The organism is Salegentibacter chungangensis (assembly GCF_042678405.1).
Taxonomy (GTDB): domain Bacteria; phylum Bacteroidota; class Bacteroidia; order Flavobacteriales; family Flavobacteriaceae; genus Salegentibacter_A; species Salegentibacter_A chungangensis.
Genome location: NZ_JBHTLI010000001.1, coordinates 1,360,128 through 1,377,234, shown reverse-complemented (window position 1 = coordinate 1,377,234; position 17,107 = coordinate 1,360,128). Strand labels below are relative to the sequence as shown.

Sequence of the window (17,107 nt, the reverse complement as noted above, 5' to 3'; positions counted from 1 at the left end):
ACCGTGAAAGGGATTAGTTTTGAAAAAAGCCACCCGCAATGTTTAAGATTTTAATATCTTTAAAAGATATTTTTCATCAAAGCCCAATATAACCCAAATATGAAATTAACCGCATTTCTGTTCAGCCTGTTCTTTTCACATATCTTAATTTCCCAGGAGCTTCAAAAAGGAGAAGTAATAGAAGATTACGGCTCTTTCTACAAAGTTGAAAATCCCGGATTCAAGACAGACACCACTACTACTCTTAAGGTGGTTTTTGATGTAGCCAGGAGTTTTGAAGACCCGGCAAAACCCAACAGGCTTTTTGAAGTGGCAGCACGATTTCTGAACCTGCATGTTGATGCCGGATTTCCTCCTGAAAACCTGGAAGTAGCACTGGTAATTCACGGCGGTGCCATAAACGATGTCACCAAAGACAAAGCTTATATCGAAAGGCACCCGGATACCGATCTGGAAGCAAACCCGAATACAGATCTTTTAAATAAGCTTGCCGAAAATGGCGTAAAGATAATCCTCTGTGGCCAATCGGCTAAGCATAATAACATCTCAAGAACCAATGCCCATAAGGAGGCTGAAATTGCACTTTCAGCAATGACCGCCCTGGTGCAGCTTCAGAATAACGAATACCGACTTATAAATTTTTAAAAACCTGTTTATGAAAAATATTTTAAGCTTAAGCTTGCTTCTAGCAGGACTAAGTATTTCAGCTCAGACCAATAATATCCCCGATTCGCAATTTGAAAATATAGAGGACCAGGTTATTGAATGGAGAAGAGATATTCACCAAAACCCGGAACTTTCTAATCGGGAATTCAAAACGGCTGAAAAAATCGCCAAACACCTGAACAGTCTTGGGATAGAAACTCAAACCGGAGTTGCAAAAACAGGGGTTGTAGGTGTTTTAAAAGGAGATAACCCTGGTAAAACTGTCGCTCTGCGTGCAGATATAGACGCGCTTCCGGTAACCGAAAGAAATGACCTTGAATTCAAATCGGAGGTTACTGCGGAATTCCTGGGATCTAAAACCGGCGTTATGCACGCCTGCGGACATGATACGCATACCGCCATTTTAATGGGGGTGGCTGAAATACTTTCAGAAAATAAAGATAAGATCAACGGAACCGTGAAATTCATATTTCAACCGGCAGAAGAAGGTTCGCCGCCGGGAGAAGAAGGCGGAGCATCGCTAATGATCAAGGAGGGGGTTCTTAAAAAGCCTGATGTGGATGCAATCTTTGGGCTTCATATTAATTCAGAGATCCCCGTGGGAACCATCAAATACAAACCTGAGGGAACAATGGCCGCGGTAGAGCGGTTTGTGATCAATGTGAAAGGCAAGCAAACTCACGGTTCGGCCCCCTGGAGCGGCACCGATCCTGTAATGATCTCGGCCAAGATCATAGACGGACTGCAAACCATTATCAGCCGTGAAGCTAAGCTTGTAGATGCGGCAGCGGTAATCACTGTAGGAAAAATCTCAGGAGGCGTTCGCTTTAATATTATCCCGGAATCTGTTGAAATGATTGGGACGGTAAGAACGCTTGACCCTGATATGAAAGAGCTTATCTTGAGAAGAATGAGAGAAATGGTTCCGAAACTCGCAGAAGCCTACGGTGCCGAAGCCAGTATCGAGATCCAGAACAATACGGCGATCACCTATAACGACCCGGACCTAACGGCTAAAATGCTGCCCACCCTTCAAAAAGTTGCAGGAGAAGAAAATGTGCAATTACGAAAAGCCACCACAGGAGGAGAAGATTTTTCATTCTTTCAGGAAGAAGTGCCCGGTTTTTATTTCTTCCTTGGCGGAAGACCCTTAGACTCTACCGCACCTGCTCCGCACCACACTCCCGATTTCTATATTGACGAAAGCGGACTTTTACTGGGGGTTAAGACAATGACCCAGTTAGCTTTAGACTATCTGGATAACCATTAAAGACTGGTTATATTTACAAAAAACCGAAAGTTACTTTTTCAACAAATAAAGAAAAAGTAACTTTCGGTCCATAATAAGGGGCTCGCTTGAAGCCCGGGATAAGTTAACACTAATCAAGTCTGAAAACAGATGAATCAAATAGACATTAGCCTGATATTATTCAATATTCTGCCCGCTCTGGTTGTAGGAGCTGTGGCTTATTACTTTTTCCATACCAATGCCAAAACCGAAGAGAGGCACAGGCGTTTTAAAATTATCAGGGAAAATCAACGAACCGCACTACCGATCAAACTTCAGGCCTATGAAAGAATGGCCCTGTTCCTGGAGCGAATTTCTCCCGGCAAGATCCTTTTTCGGGTTAAACCGACTTCCGAAGATAATAAGGCATACGAAAGCCTGTTGATAAGAACTATTGAGCAGGAATTTGAACATAATTTAGCCCAACAGATCTATCTGAGCCTGGAGTGCTGGGATTATATCAAAACTGCTAAAAATGCCACTATCGCTCTAATCAGAAAAGCAAATCAACAGGAAGAAGTGACCGACGCCGATAAACTAAGAGAAGTGATACTGACCAACCTTATGGAGAAGCAGGCTCCTACCGAAGCTGCACTTGCCTATATCAAAAAAGAGGTAAGAGAACTGATCTAGAACAGTCCAAGAAAACTCTTCTTGGACTGGGCGAGTCTTTGCTGATGTTTTTCCCGGGCGTGATCGTGGCCTTGTTGCCACCACTCGGTCATCAGCTTTTTGTTGAACACAAGAGAGTTTTCAGTTAATTTCGTTGGCGTGTAATATGTGTTAAGCTTAACTTTTTTGTTAAGCGCTGCTAACTTCCCCTCAACGATATCGTGATATTCTACCTGATCCAGCAAAAATCCAAAAAGATTAATCATTAGCGAAAACGGATTTTTACCGAGCACTTTGTTATACTCCATATTTTCGGCCTCCAGGATGATGGCATCTACCTCTGTAGCCCCACGTTTTATAGCCTCCCGGATCGGTACAACACAGCCAAGGCCGCCATCGGCATATTCAAAGCCGTCTTTTGTTGCAAGGCTCATAAAGGGGATGTAGTTACAGCTAATCCAGATCCAGTCACAGAAATCTTCATAAGAAAAATCGTGAATAGACTTATACTCCACCCTGTTCTTGGACAGGTTCGAAACCGTAACCACTACATCTTTCACCATAGACTGTAACTCCTCGAAATTCTCTTCAGAAAAATTACGTTTTATATGCTTTCGCAGGTGCTGGCTTTCCCCAAAAGTCCTTTTTTTTCTGATGAATTGCCAGAACATATTAAAGTAGTTAATGGTAACATATTCCCGACCTTCCTTTTTCTTAACGACAAAAGGGTTCACGCTAAAGATCTTACGCTGATTCACATTTGTATAAATGTCGTAAACTTTACTGATGTTTCCGTTAGCCAGGTGAGGGATAAGAAGGCTTCCGGTAGAAGTCCCCAGGTAAAGATCATATTTTTTCTTTTCCTCTTCTATTAGATATTGGGCAACGCCCCCGGCAAAAGCGCCTTTGCTGCCCCCTCCTGAAATTACCAATGCTCGCATTAGGGCTCAATTTGGTTAAGTTCTTCATTCTTATGGCGGGCATAACTGAATCCGCTCTCCCACCATCTCGTCATCTTCTCTTCATCAAAAATAAGTGAATTCGTGGTTAATACCGTAGGAGTATAATAAAAATTTATGATCACATCTTTGTTATTTGCCATAAATTTCCCGATCTGAATATTCTGCCTTTCAATCCTGTCCAGCATAAAACCAAAGAGATTTGTTATGAGTGCAAAAACATTTTTAGAAGGTAAACGGTTAAAATGTGTCACCTCGGTTTTTAATATAATAGCGTCTATCTCTGTTGCCCCTCTTTTTATTGCTTCTTCAATGGGGATCATAGAACCATAGCCACCATCAGCATATTCGCAGCCATCTTTTCTAACAAGGCTCATAAAGGGCGTATAATTACAGGAAATCCAGATCCACTCACAAAACTCTTCATAATCGAAGTCTTTTATCGACTTAAATTCGGTCTCATTCATAGAGATATTGGAAACCGTAACCACGATATCCTTCTTCATCCCCTTCAGCCTGTAGAATTCTTCACGGGTAAGGGTTTCCAAAATAAGTTTATGAAGATTCTTGCTTTCCCCGAAGGTTTTCTTCCCTCTTAAAAAATTGCGCAGCACCTTAAAGTGATTAATGCTTATCTGGTCATAACCGTGTTTTCTCCTTACCAGGAAGGGCCGGTTACTAAAAATACTATCCTGATTAACCGAAGTATAGACTTTTTTTACTTTTTCAGGTTTCTTGAGAGCAAGATGGGAGATCAGCAGGCTTCCCGTAGAGGTTCCCAGATACAGGTCATAATCACGACCGAGTTCCTCAATTAAATACTGAGCCACCCCCCCGGCAAAGGCGCCTTTACTTCCACCTCCAGATATAATGAGGGCTCGCATTAATTGCTCAGTTTTTGGTTTAGATAGTTTTGCTGACTCTCAGGCAAAGCCTTACTTAAAGCTACATATTTTTCCTGATATTCCTGCGATTTAAGCAACTCTTCGAGCAATTCACGGCTGAAGTTCCTGAATTTTCGATTAAAATGCTGAGTACCCTCCAATAGGTCCAGCAGATTTTGCTCACTAAACGCATCTAACTGATAAAGGTATCCGAAGGCATTTTCCCTCATTTCCACCGGAAACCTGGTTGCGGTGTATCCTGAAAGTTCCTTGTAGACCTGTTGCTTTTTATTAGACTGGTATGACGGTGTAGCCAGGTTTAATGCCAGCCAAAGCATCCTGACATTCTTGTTGTAAAAACCCTCAATTCCCTTAGTCTTTTCAAGGTACCTCCCCTGGTCTTCGGGAAACTGCATCCAAAGGCTGAAAAGAGCAGCTTCTTTGGTCAGGTAAGACTCATCCTCCAGCAAAGATTCATATTCACTCTTTAGCGACAACGGGATCTGGTCCATACTCATTGCAATCACCTGGCGAACAAATATATTGTTAGAATCGAAGGCTTTCTTGTAAAGCCCTATGGTTTCGGGAGAATCTTCCCCTGCCAGCTGGATCACCACTTCCTGGCCTATATAATCGTTTACCGGAAAATCGAGAGCTTCCGAAAGCTTTTCAGATTTTTGAGAAAAAGGAACTTCCCTTAAAGCCGCAATTTCAAGAAGGCTTTTAATGAATTCTGAATTCTTCAAGGAATTCAGCGCTGCGTTTGCCTTAAAAGCAGATTGTTCCAGCCAGTTCTTCCTAAAACCAGACAAATCCTGTCCTGAAGTTTTTTCAACCTCAGCCAGGAAATCTTCCGTAACCACATTGCTGAATTTATATTTCTCAAGGTAGCTCTTCACAGCAGCCCTAAAAGCCTCATCCCCTACCTTCTCCCGGAGCATATGCAAAGCCCAGGCTCCTTTCTGATAGAAGGTGAGGGAACTTGCATTCGGGTTCAGCAATGCCTCTCCCTTTCCATCATCGCTCAATTCTTTAAGCTGCTCGGCAGTTTCATAAAGCTTCCAGTAATAATAATCATCGCCGAAAATTTCACGCTCGGCCAGCAAAGCGTAATAGGTCGCAAACCCCTCGTGAAGCCAGTGGTGCTTGCTTTCGGTTTCTGTGACCAGGTTCCCGAACCACTGGTGGGCCAGCTCGTGGGCATTCACATTCACATAATTGCGATCTTTGAATCCAATGGAATCGGTCATTAATGAATTAGCGAAGATAGTGGTGCCTGTGTTTTCCATCCCTGCATACAGAAAATCCTGCACTGGAATTTGCTTGTAGTTCTGCCAGGGGTAATCTACCCCAATCTCCTTTTCAATAAAACTGAATATCCTATCTGAATAGCGATAGGTTGGCTCTGCTTTAGCCGAATCCTGCGGAAGGTAATAAAGCTGCACAGGAACTCCTGAATCACCTACAAATTTATCGCTCATAAAATCGCCCGTCGCCACCGCGACAAGGTAACTGCTCATAGGCTTTTGCATATCAAATTCCCATCTGGTGATCGAGTCATTGAGCTGAAGTTTCTCCTGAAGTACCCCGTTAGCAACGAGCTGATAACCCTTTTTAAAATCGAAGCTCAGGTCGAATTCAAGCTTCTCCTTCATATCATCAAAACTCGGCAGCCAGTAAGAAGTATATTTCCCCTGCCCTTGCGTCCATACCTGCCGGTTCGCTTCGATGTTTTCAGGGAGGTCCCAGTTTACAAAATACATTGTTTGAGAAGGGCTTACTTCATATTTTAAGCTCAGGTTGTTATTTTCCGAAATTTTAAAATCTGACCTTAGCCAAAGCCTGCTTCCTGTATTGGTATATTCCACCGGCTTTCCATTCAGCTCAAGTTCTTCGAATTTCATATTCCTGGCATCTATATAAATGGAATCTGCCTCCTGCAGCACATCAAAAACATAGCTTACCTTCCCTTCTACTTTCATCTTTTCAGGCAAGATTCTTAATTGAGCTGCAGCCTTCTTAAAATCGACCTTCTCTATTTGTGAAATTTCGGTTCCGTTTTGGGAGTAGGCGGAAAAAACGAAAAGCAGGTATAAGGCGGGCAAAAAATATTTCATTGGTTTTCTTTGATATTGCAGCAAATTACAAAAAGCTTTGCTTTTCCGGCTCCATTGTCAATGTCAAATTTTTGTTCCGGGTGTTGAGATTAAGGCCCATTTTAATATCTTCGCCCTTATGGATGCGAACATTCTGCAAACCCCCATAGACTATCTTAAAGGTGTTGGCCCTAACCGTGCAGACCTGTTGCGGAAAGAGATTGGCATTCATACCTACCAGGACCTCATCAACTTTTTCCCGAACCGGTATATCGATAAAACTCGCTTTTACAAGATCAGCCAATTACAGCGGAATTCGGCCGAAGTGCAGGTGGTGGGAAAAATAACCCATATAAAAACAGTTGAGCAAAAAAGGGGAAAACGTCTGGTGGCCGATTTCGTGGATGAAACCGGGAAAATGGAGCTGGTATGGTTCAGGGGACATAAATGGATAAGGGAAAACCTGAAGCTTAACACTCCTTATGTGATCTTCGGAAAAACGAACTGGTACAGCGGCGTCTTCAGTATGCCGCATCCTGAAATGGAACCGGTTGAGGAATACAAAAAACAGCTACGCACCGCGATGCAACCCGTGTACCCTTCTACCGAAAAGCTGGCGAAGAGCGGTATCTCCAACAGGGTGATCAATAAACTGATGCAGCAGCTGTTCATTGAGACCAAGGCTCGTTTTTATGATACCCTTACCGATGAACTCAGGGAAGAGCTCAAACTCATCCCCCGGGCCGAAGCGATGTTCAACGTTCATTTCCCTAAAAGCCAGGAACTGCTTACCAAGGCGCAATTCCGGCTGAAATTCGAGGAGTTATTCTATATACAGCTGCAACTGCTCAGGAAAAATATGCTGCAGAAGCAGAAGATCAAGGGATTCGTATTTGAGGAGATAGGGAGCAATTTTGAGGAATTCTATAATAATCACCTGCCATTCGAGCTCACAGATGCACAGAAAAGGGTGATCAAGGAAATAAGGAGCGACCTGGGAAGCGGGGCACAAATGAACCGCCTCCTCCAGGGAGATGTGGGTTCAGGAAAAACGATAGTCGCCCTAATGGCTATGCTTATTGCCCTGGGCAATGATTTCCAGGCCTGTTTGATGGCTCCCACAGAAATCCTCGCCGTACAACATTTTAACGGTCTTACAGAGCTTTGTGAAAACCTGCCGGTGAATATCAGGCTGCTTACCGGTTCTTCAAAAAAGGCGGAAAGAAAGGAAATTCACGAAGGCCTGGAGAACGGGGAGATCAATATCATTATTGGTACCCACGCTTTGCTGGAAGACAAGGTCCGGTTCAGGAATCTCGGGCTTGCGATTATAGACGAGCAGCACCGGTTTGGGGTTGCCCAACGCTCCAAATTATGGAGAAAGAACACTGTTCCGCCGCATATCCTGGTGATGACCGCCACGCCAATTCCGCGTACCCTGGCGATGAGCCTCTACGGAGACCTGGATATTTCGGTGATCGATGAACTCCCGCCCGGAAGAAAACCTATCAAAACCGTGCATCGCTTTGACAGTAACCGTCTTAAGGTCTTCAGGTTCCTGAAAGATGAGATCGGGAAAGGAAGACAGGTCTACGTGGTATATCCGCTAATTCAGGAATCTGAAAAAATGGATTACAAGGATCTTATGGACGGTTATGAAAGTATCGCCAGAGAATTTCCGGATTATCAGATCTCGATAGTGCACGGGCAGATGAAGGCGGAAGACAAAGATTATGAGATGGACAGGTTTGCCAGGGGGGAAACGCAAATTATGGTAGCCACAACCGTTATAGAAGTGGGAGTTAATGTCCCTAATGCCAGCGTGATGATCATTGAGAGTGCAGAGCGCTTTGGTCTGTCTCAGTTACACCAGCTTCGCGGTCGCGTGGGTCGTGGAGCCGAACAAAGTTACTGTATCCTGATGACCGGCCATAAATTATCTAACGACAGTAAGACGAGGCTGGAAACAATGACTGGCACCAACGACGGATTTGAGATCGCCGAAGTGGACCTGAAACTCCGCGGCCCCGGCGACCTTATGGGAACCCAGCAGAGCGGTGTTCTTAACCTGAAGATCGCCGACATTGTTAAGGACAATGCGATCCTAAAAACCGCACGGTACTATGCCAAGAAAGTACTTACAGAAGATCCTAACCTGGAATCTGAAAAAAACCTTCGTCTAAGACACACCTACTCCCAGCTTGCCAAGCATAAAAATATCTGGAATTATATCAGCTAACTTACTGATATCGAGTTTTTAAGGTTTACATCGATTTTACAGTATTCGCAATACGGGTTATCCCCCAAATTGCGTAATTTCATCCTAACAACCTTAAATTCTTATTATTATGAAAAAATTATTATGCTTAATAATTCTTGGGGCGGGAATTACAGGCTGTTCAGTTGATCCTCTCGAAAACTCCCAGGAATCGATTGAAAGTTATGACGCCAAAACCAATGTTCAGAACGACAAGCCAGACTTTTTGCCTCCCAGTATTAGTTGCGGAGATGCCACAACCCAGACCAGTTTAGAGCTGGTGATCACCCCCGGGGAAACCGGAGCAATGGGTGGATTCGACCTGCACTGGATGACTAAGGATAGTTATGACACCTATGGCTGGAATGAGGAGTATGCATGCGGAGTCGGCCTTGCATCCAACAACAATAACAACTACGGGCTTGAAGCCGGAGATGAATTACCTCTATTCCTTGAAGAGCATTTTGAAGATTCTGGTATGGATTGCACTATGCCATTGGAATGTGGCCAGGAATTTGTTTTTAAGATACGTGCAAAGAATTCCGGAGGTGACTTCAAAAAGAGCGACTGGTCTGAAGTCTTCTTCTGCTCTACAGCTGCTTGCGAAATCTGCACCTATGGCTTTGGCTACTGGAAAAACCACGAAGAAATGTGGCCGGTTGAAGAGTTAAGCCTGGGAGGCACTACCTGGGATAAGGAATATTTACTTGCATTAATGAATACGCAGCCTGATAAAGGTGATGCCATTACTACCCTTACCCATCATTTAATAACCGCAAAACTGAATGTTGCCAACGGTGCCGGCAACTCTGAAATCGAAGAAATTATTGAAGTAGCAGATATGATGGTGTCAGATCCCGAAAGCTATACCAAAGCTGAGATCAATAATGTAAAAGATCAATTAGAAGCTTTTAATGAGGGCTCGGTATGTGATGAAGAAAACTAAAACCTCAATCTATTAAAATCAATAAAAGGGTCGGTTTCGACCCTTTTTTATTTGATCCTGACCTGCTTTTTTCTAAGGGATTTCCCCCAATTTTATGTACTCCTATTGGCCTGGACTTTATCAGCTGTTCTGAAATCAGGAGACCAGAAAAATTCAACGAAGCTTTATCCCATCTATGTTTGTGCCGCAAAATAGCTGACTAACTTCTAAGTATTTTTAAAAATAACTACTACAAAAACACTATAAACCTCTGGGTCACAACAAATAAAATTGCAATTAAGTATGTAAATTTAAAAGCATTAACCAACTAAAGATCGAATATTATGTACACTAACTTAAAGATTAAAGGAGTAATAAGCTTTATGCTTATTTTTTTTGTAGGCATTGCTTTTGCTCAGGATCAGGATGATAAGCTTATTGACGACCTGTTCAAGGAATACAAAGCCAACGGGGTCGAAAAAGCCCTTATAATGTATGAAAAAAGTGAGGCCAAGGGCGATGCCTATACAAGTCTTTCAGAACCCTTAAACATTTTGGGGTATCGCCTTATGAGCGATGAAAAGGATCTTGATGCCGCAGAAAAGGTTTTTCTAGCCCAGATAGATGAGTATCCCGAAGAAGCCAATCCGCACGATTCCTATGCCGATCTTCTTTCAGAAAAGGGAGACAAAGAAAAGGCTATCAAACACTATAAAAAAGCAGCACAATTGGCTGAAAAGATTCAGGATGCTGATGACCGAAGAAATATGATGAGAGCTTCAAAAGGGAAAATGGCAAAACTTGAGAACAAGCATAACAAATTCAAATTCCTGGCCGGAGACTGGGATGTTAATTTCACCCGTTTTGAAGATGGTAATGAAGCTGGCGGCTGGAGTGGCTATGACAAGGCTAACTTGAACGAAGACAAAACTATGCTTACCATAAAACATTATAACCAGCAAAAGGAACTTGTTGCCAAACGAATTATGATCTACGATGCCATTGATGATAATTATGATGTAGCCTATATCAACCCTAACCAGTTAAGCGGGATCCGTATCTCTACTATGGAGCTGGAAGATAAAGGAGATGGTAATTTTGTTCTAACCGAAACTTATGAAGACAGTGATGGGAAAATGAAGAAGGCAAAACATCAGATCGAAAGGAAAGACGGAGCGATGTCCTGGATTATTATGGAAAGCAAAGATTCGGGAGACTGGGAAAAAGTTGCATTACTGGATATGAAGAAATCCAGCGAATAAATTCCCTGAAAAAAACCAATTAAAAAAGATTTTCAGTACATATTAAATCCTACCATTAGAATGGTTGATTCTGGAGCAAAATGAAGAAAAGGTCCGGAGGATAATGCCGGAACTATGGATTGTAATGCTTCAAAAATGAAAAGGAAGACTTTAGGGTCTTCCTTTTTTATGTTTAACCTGGAATTTCCCTTAAAATTAAAATCTCAGATTATGCCAAAACTTTTGGTAATGTTATCTTTGCAGCTTGTAAAAATATTTCGATGAAAATTTCATATAACTGGCTAACGCAATTCATAAAACTTCCGGAAGATCCTGAAAAGACAGGAGAATTATTGACCGACCTCGGTCTTGAAGTGGAAGGGATTCAAAGTTTTCAGAGTATAAAGGGAGGCCTTGAAGGCATAGTGGTAGGGCACGTATTAAGCTGTGAGGCTCACCCCAATGCCGATAAGCTTCAGCTTACCACGGTAGACCTGGGGAATGGCGAGCAGGTACAGATCGTTTGCGGCGCCCCAAACATAGGGGCTGGACAAAAGGTTCCTGTGGCCACCATAGGCACTACCCTTTACGATGAGAATGGAGAAGAATGGAAGATCAAAAAAGGAAAAATTCGCGGGGAAGCCAGCTATGGAATGATTTGTTCTGAAAAAGAACTGGGTCTTGGAAGCAGCCACGAGGGAATTATGGTGATGAAAGATGACCTTATTCCCGGTACTCCGGTAGCCGAAATTTTTGAGATCGAGAATGATCACGTATTCGAGATCGGGTTAACTCCCAACAGGGCTGATGCAATGAGCCACTGGGGTGTTGCCAGAGATCTTAAAGCCGGATATCAGCAAAAAGGCTCTAACCTGGAACTAATCACTCCCTCGGTAAGTAGTTTTCATGTTGACAACCGAAGCCTTAAGATCCCAATTCAGGTTGAAGACTCTAACCTTGCCCCAAGATATTGCGGAGTTACTCTTTCTGAAGTAAAAGTTACAGACTCTCCAAAATGGCTTCAAAACAGGTTAAAAGCTATAGGTATCACTCCTAAGAACAATATTGTTGATGCCACCAATTATGTGATGCACGAGCTGGGACAACCGCTACATGCTTTTGATGCAGCTAAGATTACAGGAAACGAAATTCACGTAAAAACACTTAAATCGGGCACAAAATTCGTCACTCTGGATGAAGTGGAAAGAGAGTTGCACGAAGAGGACCTGATGATCTGTGATACCGAAAAACCACTTTGTATAGCGGGTGTATTTGGAGGTCTTGGCAGCGGGGTAACCAGGGAAACCACTAAAGTATTTCTTGAAAGCGCCTACTTTAACCCGGTAAGCGTTAGGAAAACCGCCAAAAGACACGGATTGAACACCGATGCTTCTTTCAGGTTTGAAAGAGGGATCGACCCGAATATCACTGAATATGCCTTAAAAAGAGCGGCATTACTTATCACCGAGATCGCCGGGGGAGAAATCACCAGCGATATTGATGACCTGTATTTCAAAAAGATCGAAGATTTCCAGGTTTTCCTGACCTTCGATAAGGTAAATAAGCTCATTGGCGAAAACCTTCAGGAAGAAACCATCAAGTCTATACTTGCTTCTTTAGAGATAAGAGTAAACAATGTAACCGAAACAGGAATGGGACTTACCATCCCCTCTTACAGAGTAGATGTGCAGCGCGAGTCTGATGTTATTGAGGAGATTTTGAGGGTATACGGTTATAACAATATCAAATTCAGCGAAAAACTGAATGCTTCTGTAGCCAATTCTTCAAAATTCGAAGATTATAAACTTCAGAACCTAATTGCCAATCAGTTGGTGGGTCAGGGCTTCTATGAAACTATGGCCAATTCGCTTACCACTCCGGCATATAACAAACTCAGCGAGCAGCTGAAGGAGGAATACAATGTTGAGATGCTTAATCCGTTAAGTCAGGATCTGTCAGTTATGAGACAGTCTTTGCTATTTTCAGGCCTGGAAACGGTAAGCTATAATATTAACCGAAAAAAGAATGATCTTAAACTTTTCGAATTCGGAAAAACATACCACAACTATGTAAGCGGAAGATCGGAGAACAAACACCTTTCTATGTTTGTAACGGGCAACCGAAATAAGGAAGGCTGGAACTCTACTCCCGCTACCGGTAACTTCTTTTACCTAAAAGGAGTTATCAACACTATATTCCAACGTTTAGGAATCAGCAACCTTAAAACTTCAGGGTTCAAGTCTGATGTATTCTCGGAAGGCCTAATTATGAGTTCTGCCAAGTCTAAACTTGTAGAGTTCGGCGTGGTAAAGAAATCAGTGCTGAAACATTTTGATATCGAACAGGAAGTGATCTTTGCCGATTTTAACTGGGATGCTGTGATCGAGGTCTCGAAGACACAGCAAAACAAATTCACTCCTATCCCAAAATATCCGGCAGTAAGAAGAGATTTTGCATTGTTAATCGATGAAGCGGTCACTTATTCTGAAATCGAGAAAATAGCACTTCAAACAGAAAAGAAACTGCTTAAGGAAGTGAACCTATTTGATGTGTACCAGGGAAAGAATCTACCGGAAGGTAAAAAGAGTTATGCCGTAAGTTTTAAATTCCAGGATGAAAACAAAACCCTTACCGATAAACAGGTAGACAAAATGATGGGTAAATTGCAACATCGTTTCGAGAAGGAACTGAATGCAGAACTACGATAAAAATTCTGATCATATAAATAAAAAAATCCGTGCCCGGGGCACGGATTTTTTTTATGCTGAAATGAGTAAATATCAGGGGAATTTCTTAAAAATTTCATCTACATAGTTTCTCACTTCTTTTTCTATTCTTCGGGTCTCAATCTCTTCAGAACTAGTCCCTCTCCAAATGATCTTATTATTTTCTCTGTTTATAAAGTCGATTACAAGAGAGCTTTCCCGATAAGGAGCCTGAGCTATATTGTCACCACTCAGTCTTTGGATGGTAAAGTAGTTCTCGTAGACATAAGGCTTATAATATGGCCCAATATAATGACCCGGCCTGTAATACGAATAGTCGGTATAAACCGGGTTAGCATTAATGTCGGCTTTTGCATCGAACATGGTATGCACATAAATTAGCACATCGGGTTGCAGGGTGTCCAGGTAGTAACCCTCATCTCGCATATTAGAATTTATGGTCTCGACCATAACCTCGTGAATTCTGTCGTTATCATAATCCCGACTCATAATGGTATCCTTATTAGGCAGGAAGGCATAAGAATCGGATTTCTTAAGCATTTTCGCCGAATTTTTTGAATCACTCTTTCCAGGGCCGCAAGCAGTCATCACTAATCCGGTAATAAATACCAATAGTGGAAATTTCAGTTTTTTCATAAATAAATTCTTTTTCAGATGCAATTTTTCATCAAAATAAGGTTTGCAGGCCCCAATCAAAAATGAAACCAGGCCTTTTAAAAATTTTTAACAATGCAAAAACGACCGTTCCCCGGTCGTCTTATAACTACTCCCAATAATCTGGCATTATCTTCAGACAGGGTAAAATTCCGGAATAAATTCTTTGAGAAATATATTTTGCCCTCCGCCACGTTGAGAAAATACACTATGGTATTTAAAACATTAGATCTAACGAGCGCAATTTCTGATTTGCTTACAATACCGGTTTATTTTATTATCCGGAAAGTTAATAGGGTAGACTTCGCTAGGTTCCCAAAAACATTCAGGTTGTGATAAAATTAACCTTTGTCAAACAGCCGGATTAGTGTTAAACCCCTCCTGACAACTTACAACCAATTGTATTTTTAAAGTTAAATACCTAATTTAGTGGGGATTGCTAAAGAAAGAGAAAATGAAGTGGAATCTTGCCCGTACCAATGTCGAAAAGCAACTACTCAAAACCCGGAATAAAAGGATAAGCCAGGAAAATCTGCTTGACCAAATCAATGATATCTTCAGGGAGCAGGAGATAAGTGATGTAGCTATAATCGAAAATCTTACCGAAGGAGATGCCGTAGAAAGTAATAATTTTAATTTTGACCTTCTCGAATCTGAAAGAATATTTCATTTATCAGATATTGAAAAGATCTGTATAGATTACAGGCTTAGATTCCTGGATAGTAAATATTTTAAAGGAGAAATTCCCTATGACGCACTTATCAGAATAAAAGAAATTGAAAAAAACCATAATATCAGTCTGAAAGGTTTCAAGATTATTGCTCCTTCCAAACTATTTAAACTTGAAAATGCCGACGATCCCTTACTGATGGCCCCTATGGGAAATGATTATTTTTACCTTGTGCATAAATGGGGAGGAGACCTGCATCCCCTAAGAAAAACACTCATGTGGCCCTTTAAGACACTCGAAAACTTCGCGATTCTTCTTCTTGCCACCAGTTTCTTGCTGGCTTTAATGGTTCCTGAAGGAATGTTCTCCTACCGGCAAACCACGGCCGAATTTTTTATGATCTTCTTTTTTATCTTCAAATGGATAGCAGGGCTGGCAATTTTCTTCGGATTCAAAAAAGGAAAAAACTTCAGTTCTGCCATATGGCGAAGCAAATATTATAATGCCTAGAAAGTTAATTTCAGTATAAAATATCCCCAATACCGCTTGCTAATTTGTAATTTAGGCTAACTAAACAATCAAATTATGAGTACAGAAGAAAGTTATGAACGTGTTTATACAGGTTCTGAAACAAATGTACAGTACCTGCAGGAGTTATTTGACAAAGCCGGGATTTCATCAAGGGTAAGAAATGATTTTGACTCGGGCTTGAGAGCCGGATTCGGAGGCGGTTTACCGGGACAGGTACAATTATTTGTTATAAAAAGTCATTATGACGAAGCTCTGAAAATCGCAAAATCCACCTTCCCGAAAGATTACAAAGATGAATAACAACCCCACCGGAAAAAGAAACATCTGGAATCTTGTATTAGGAATTGCCTTTTTGCTGTACGGGAGTTACAGAATCTATGATTACACAGTCACTATAGAAAAGGACACCTTCAGGCTTATTTTAGCCATAGGTTTTGTCTTGTTTGGGATTTACGACCTCTATAAATATTACAAAGGCTCCCGATAAATAAAATAAAAAAAGCCGTGATCACGGCTTTTTTTATTTAAATGAATTTGATGCTTACCAGCTTATTATTGCACTGGCCCAGGTAAATCCACTACCAAAGGCTGCCAGCACCACTACATCTTCCTCTTTGATCTTACCCTTTTCCCAGGCTTCGGTTAAAGCAATTGGGATAGAGGCTGCAGTTGTATTTCCATATTTCTGGATATTATTGAATACCTGCTCATCGCTTAGCTTAAATTTCTGCTGAATGAACTGAGAGATCCTAAGATTCGCCTGGTGCGGTATCAACATATCTATATCTTTCACTTCAAGCCCGTTAGCCTGAAGGCCTTCGTTGATCACTTCAGAAAAACGAACTACGGCATTCTTGAAAACGAACTGCCCGTTCATATGCGGGTAATAAGGAATATCATCTCCCTGAGGATTTTCAGCAATGATCTCCGGCACCCAATGGTTGGTACTTGGCCCCTTAAGGGAAAGTTCCAAAGCGTGTTTCCCTTCTGAATGAAGATGGGTAGACAGTATTCCCTGCCCGTTATGATCACTTCTGCTAAGCACGGCTGCTCCTGCACCATCTCCAAAAATCACCGAAACCGAACGGCCACGGGTGGTCATATCAAGACCTCCACTATGGTTTTCACTTCCAATAACAAGAACGTTCTTATACATCCCTGTTTTTATGTATTGGTCTGCAACCGAAAGTGCATAGACAAATCCACTACACTGGTTTCTTACATCAAGAGCCGGGCAAGTATTTATATCAAGCATTTCCTGTACCTGAACTCCACATCCAGGGAAATAATAATCAGGGCTCAACGTAGCAAAAACAATTAGTTCGATATCATCTTTGGAAATTCCTGCCCTTTCAATTGCGATCTTGGCGGCTTTTACCCCCATAGTGGCAGTGGTATTACCATCACCTTTCTTTATATGCCTTCTTTCTTTGATTCCGGTACGTTCCTGGATCCATTCATCATTGGTATCCATAATTTTAGCCAGGTCATCATTAGTCACTACATTCTCAGGCACATAACTTCCTAATCCGGCAATTTTAGACTGATACATATGTTATTTTTTATGATATTATAATTTATCTCCTTTAAAATTAAGC

Annotated in this window: 15 protein-coding genes; 10 read left to right on the top strand and 5 right to left on the bottom strand. The window is 41.8% G+C overall.

Annotated features, from left to right (window positions below; translation table 11 throughout):
- Window positions 1–99 precede the first annotated feature (99 nt).
- From ACFQ3Q_RS06205 to ACFQ3Q_RS06195, 3 genes are all read left to right on the top strand, one after another.
- The gene (locus tag ACFQ3Q_RS06205; protein WP_380743984.1) at window positions 100–645 is read left to right on the top strand and encodes a DsrE family protein; all 546 of its coding nucleotides are present in this window, start codon (window positions 100–102) and stop codon (window positions 643–645) included.
- Between the two features lie 10 nt (window positions 646–655).
- Window positions 656–1,936 carry an amidohydrolase gene (locus tag ACFQ3Q_RS06200; RefSeq protein WP_380743982.1) on the top strand — a complete coding sequence of 427 codons (1,281 nt, stop codon included), beginning with the start codon at window positions 656–658 and terminating at the stop codon, window positions 1,934–1,936.
- Between the two features lie 129 nt (window positions 1,937–2,065).
- Window positions 2,066–2,587 carry a DUF7935 family protein gene (locus ACFQ3Q_RS06195; protein ID WP_380743980.1) on the top strand — a complete coding sequence of 174 codons (522 nt, stop codon included), beginning with the start codon at window positions 2,066–2,068 and terminating at the stop codon, window positions 2,585–2,587.
- Here the strand turns inward: ACFQ3Q_RS06195 and ACFQ3Q_RS06190 are convergent.
- Genes ACFQ3Q_RS06190 through ACFQ3Q_RS06180 form a run of 3 tightly spaced genes read right to left on the bottom strand, consistent with a single transcriptional unit; the run spans window position 2,584 to window position 6,526 of the window.
- Complete coding sequence (locus ACFQ3Q_RS06190) at window positions 2,584–3,507, bottom strand: patatin-like phospholipase family protein (RefSeq protein ID WP_380743978.1); 924 nt, start codon at window positions 3,505–3,507, stop codon at window positions 2,584–2,586. The genes ACFQ3Q_RS06195 and ACFQ3Q_RS06190 overlap by 4 nt on opposite strands.
- Window positions 3,507–4,409: a patatin-like phospholipase family protein gene (locus tag ACFQ3Q_RS06185; protein ID WP_380743976.1), complete on the bottom strand. Its 903-nt coding sequence runs from the start codon at window positions 4,407–4,409 to the stop codon at window positions 3,507–3,509. Before ACFQ3Q_RS06185 ends, ACFQ3Q_RS06190 begins: the two co-directional genes overlap by 1 nt.
- The gene (locus tag ACFQ3Q_RS06180) at window positions 4,409–6,526 is read right to left on the bottom strand and encodes a M1 family metallopeptidase (RefSeq protein ID WP_380743974.1); all 2,118 of its coding nucleotides are present in this window, start codon (window positions 6,524–6,526) and stop codon (window positions 4,409–4,411) included. Before ACFQ3Q_RS06180 ends, ACFQ3Q_RS06185 begins: the two co-directional genes overlap by 1 nt.
- Before the next feature lie 118 nt (window positions 6,527–6,644).
- On the opposite strand from ACFQ3Q_RS06180, the gene recG reads away from it, so the two are divergent.
- The 4 genes from recG to pheT all read left to right on the top strand — a co-directional run bounded on the left by recG (window position 6,645) and on the right by pheT (window position 13,636).
- The gene (gene recG, locus ACFQ3Q_RS06175; protein ID WP_380743972.1) at window positions 6,645–8,744 is read left to right on the top strand and encodes an ATP-dependent DNA helicase RecG; all 2,100 of its coding nucleotides are present in this window, start codon (window positions 6,645–6,647) and stop codon (window positions 8,742–8,744) included.
- Between the two features lie 109 nt (window positions 8,745–8,853).
- Window positions 8,854–9,708, top strand: a complete 855-nt coding sequence (locus ACFQ3Q_RS06170; protein WP_380743970.1) for a hypothetical protein — start codon at window positions 8,854–8,856, stop codon at window positions 9,706–9,708.
- A gap of 323 nt (window positions 9,709–10,031) precedes the next feature.
- Window positions 10,032–10,949: a hypothetical protein gene (locus ACFQ3Q_RS06165; RefSeq protein WP_380743968.1), complete on the top strand. Its 918-nt coding sequence runs from the start codon at window positions 10,032–10,034 to the stop codon at window positions 10,947–10,949.
- 260 nt (window positions 10,950–11,209) lie between these two features.
- Complete coding sequence (gene pheT, locus ACFQ3Q_RS06160) at window positions 11,210–13,636, top strand: phenylalanine--tRNA ligase subunit beta (protein WP_380743967.1); 2,427 nt, start codon at window positions 11,210–11,212, stop codon at window positions 13,634–13,636.
- A gap of 72 nt (window positions 13,637–13,708) precedes the next feature.
- On the opposite strand, the gene ACFQ3Q_RS06155 is transcribed toward pheT, so the two are convergent.
- On the bottom strand, window positions 13,709–14,194 hold the full coding sequence (locus ACFQ3Q_RS06155; protein ID WP_380743966.1) for a DUF4136 domain-containing protein: 486 nt from the start codon (window positions 14,192–14,194) through the stop codon (window positions 13,709–13,711).
- A gap of 568 nt (window positions 14,195–14,762) precedes the next feature.
- Here ACFQ3Q_RS06155 and ACFQ3Q_RS06150 point away from each other — a divergent pair.
- The 3 genes from ACFQ3Q_RS06150 (at window position 14,763) to ACFQ3Q_RS06140 (ending at window position 15,996) form a co-directional block, all read left to right on the top strand.
- Complete coding sequence (locus ACFQ3Q_RS06150) at window positions 14,763–15,488, top strand: hypothetical protein (protein WP_380743964.1); 726 nt, start codon at window positions 14,763–14,765, stop codon at window positions 15,486–15,488.
- A gap of 75 nt (window positions 15,489–15,563) precedes the next feature.
- Window positions 15,564–15,809: a putative signal transducing protein gene (locus ACFQ3Q_RS06145; protein ID WP_380743962.1), complete on the top strand. Its 246-nt coding sequence runs from the start codon at window positions 15,564–15,566 to the stop codon at window positions 15,807–15,809.
- Window positions 15,802–15,996, top strand: coding sequence for a hypothetical protein (locus ACFQ3Q_RS06140; protein WP_380743960.1), 195 nt, complete (start codon window positions 15,802–15,804; stop codon window positions 15,994–15,996). Before ACFQ3Q_RS06145 ends, ACFQ3Q_RS06140 begins: the two co-directional genes overlap by 8 nt.
- A 54-nt stretch (window positions 15,997–16,050) precedes the next feature.
- Here the strand turns inward: ACFQ3Q_RS06140 and ACFQ3Q_RS06135 are convergent, their stop codons facing one another.
- Window positions 16,051–17,061 (bottom strand): 3-oxoacyl-ACP synthase III family protein, encoded by a 1,011-nt coding sequence (locus ACFQ3Q_RS06135; RefSeq protein WP_380743958.1) that lies wholly within the window; start codon window positions 17,059–17,061, stop codon window positions 16,051–16,053.
- Between the last annotated feature and the right edge of the window lie 46 nt (window positions 17,062–17,107).

Excerpts from the sequence above, each read along its gene's own strand:
- ACFQ3Q_RS06165 (WP_380743968.1), top strand. The coding sequence starts at position 10,032 with ATGTACACTAACTTAAAGATTAAAGGAGTAATAAGCTTTATGCTTATT.
- ACFQ3Q_RS06135 (WP_380743958.1), bottom strand. The coding sequence starts at position 17,061 with ATGTATCAGTCTAAAATTGCCGGATTAGGAAGTTATGTGCCTGAGAAT.
- ACFQ3Q_RS06190 (WP_380743978.1), bottom strand. The coding sequence starts at position 3,507 with ATGCGAGCATTGGTAATTTCAGGAGGGGGCAGCAAAGGCGCTTTTGCC.
- ACFQ3Q_RS06145 (WP_380743962.1), top strand. The coding sequence starts at position 15,564 with ATGAGTACAGAAGAAAGTTATGAACGTGTTTATACAGGTTCTGAAACA.
- ACFQ3Q_RS06205 (WP_380743984.1), top strand. The coding sequence starts at position 100 with ATGAAATTAACCGCATTTCTGTTCAGCCTGTTCTTTTCACATATCTTA.
- ACFQ3Q_RS06180 (WP_380743974.1), bottom strand. The coding sequence starts at position 6,526 with ATGAAATATTTTTTGCCCGCCTTATACCTGCTTTTCGTTTTTTCCGCC.
- ACFQ3Q_RS06185 (WP_380743976.1), bottom strand. The coding sequence starts at position 4,409 with ATGCGAGCCCTCATTATATCTGGAGGTGGAAGTAAAGGCGCCTTTGCC.
- ACFQ3Q_RS06195 (WP_380743980.1), top strand. The coding sequence starts at position 2,066 with ATGAATCAAATAGACATTAGCCTGATATTATTCAATATTCTGCCCGCT.
- recG (WP_380743972.1), top strand. The coding sequence starts at position 6,645 with ATGGATGCGAACATTCTGCAAACCCCCATAGACTATCTTAAAGGTGTT.
- ACFQ3Q_RS06155 (WP_380743966.1), bottom strand. The coding sequence starts at position 14,194 with ATGCTTAAGAAATCCGATTCTTATGCCTTCCTGCCTAATAAGGATACC.
- pheT (WP_380743967.1), top strand. The coding sequence starts at position 11,210 with ATGAAAATTTCATATAACTGGCTAACGCAATTCATAAAACTTCCGGAA.
- ACFQ3Q_RS06170 (WP_380743970.1), top strand. The coding sequence starts at position 8,854 with ATGAAAAAATTATTATGCTTAATAATTCTTGGGGCGGGAATTACAGGC.
- ACFQ3Q_RS06150 (WP_380743964.1), top strand. The coding sequence starts at position 14,763 with ATGAAGTGGAATCTTGCCCGTACCAATGTCGAAAAGCAACTACTCAAA.
- ACFQ3Q_RS06200 (WP_380743982.1), top strand. The coding sequence starts at position 656 with ATGAAAAATATTTTAAGCTTAAGCTTGCTTCTAGCAGGACTAAGTATT.
- ACFQ3Q_RS06140 (WP_380743960.1), top strand. The coding sequence starts at position 15,802 with ATGAATAACAACCCCACCGGAAAAAGAAACATCTGGAATCTTGTATTA.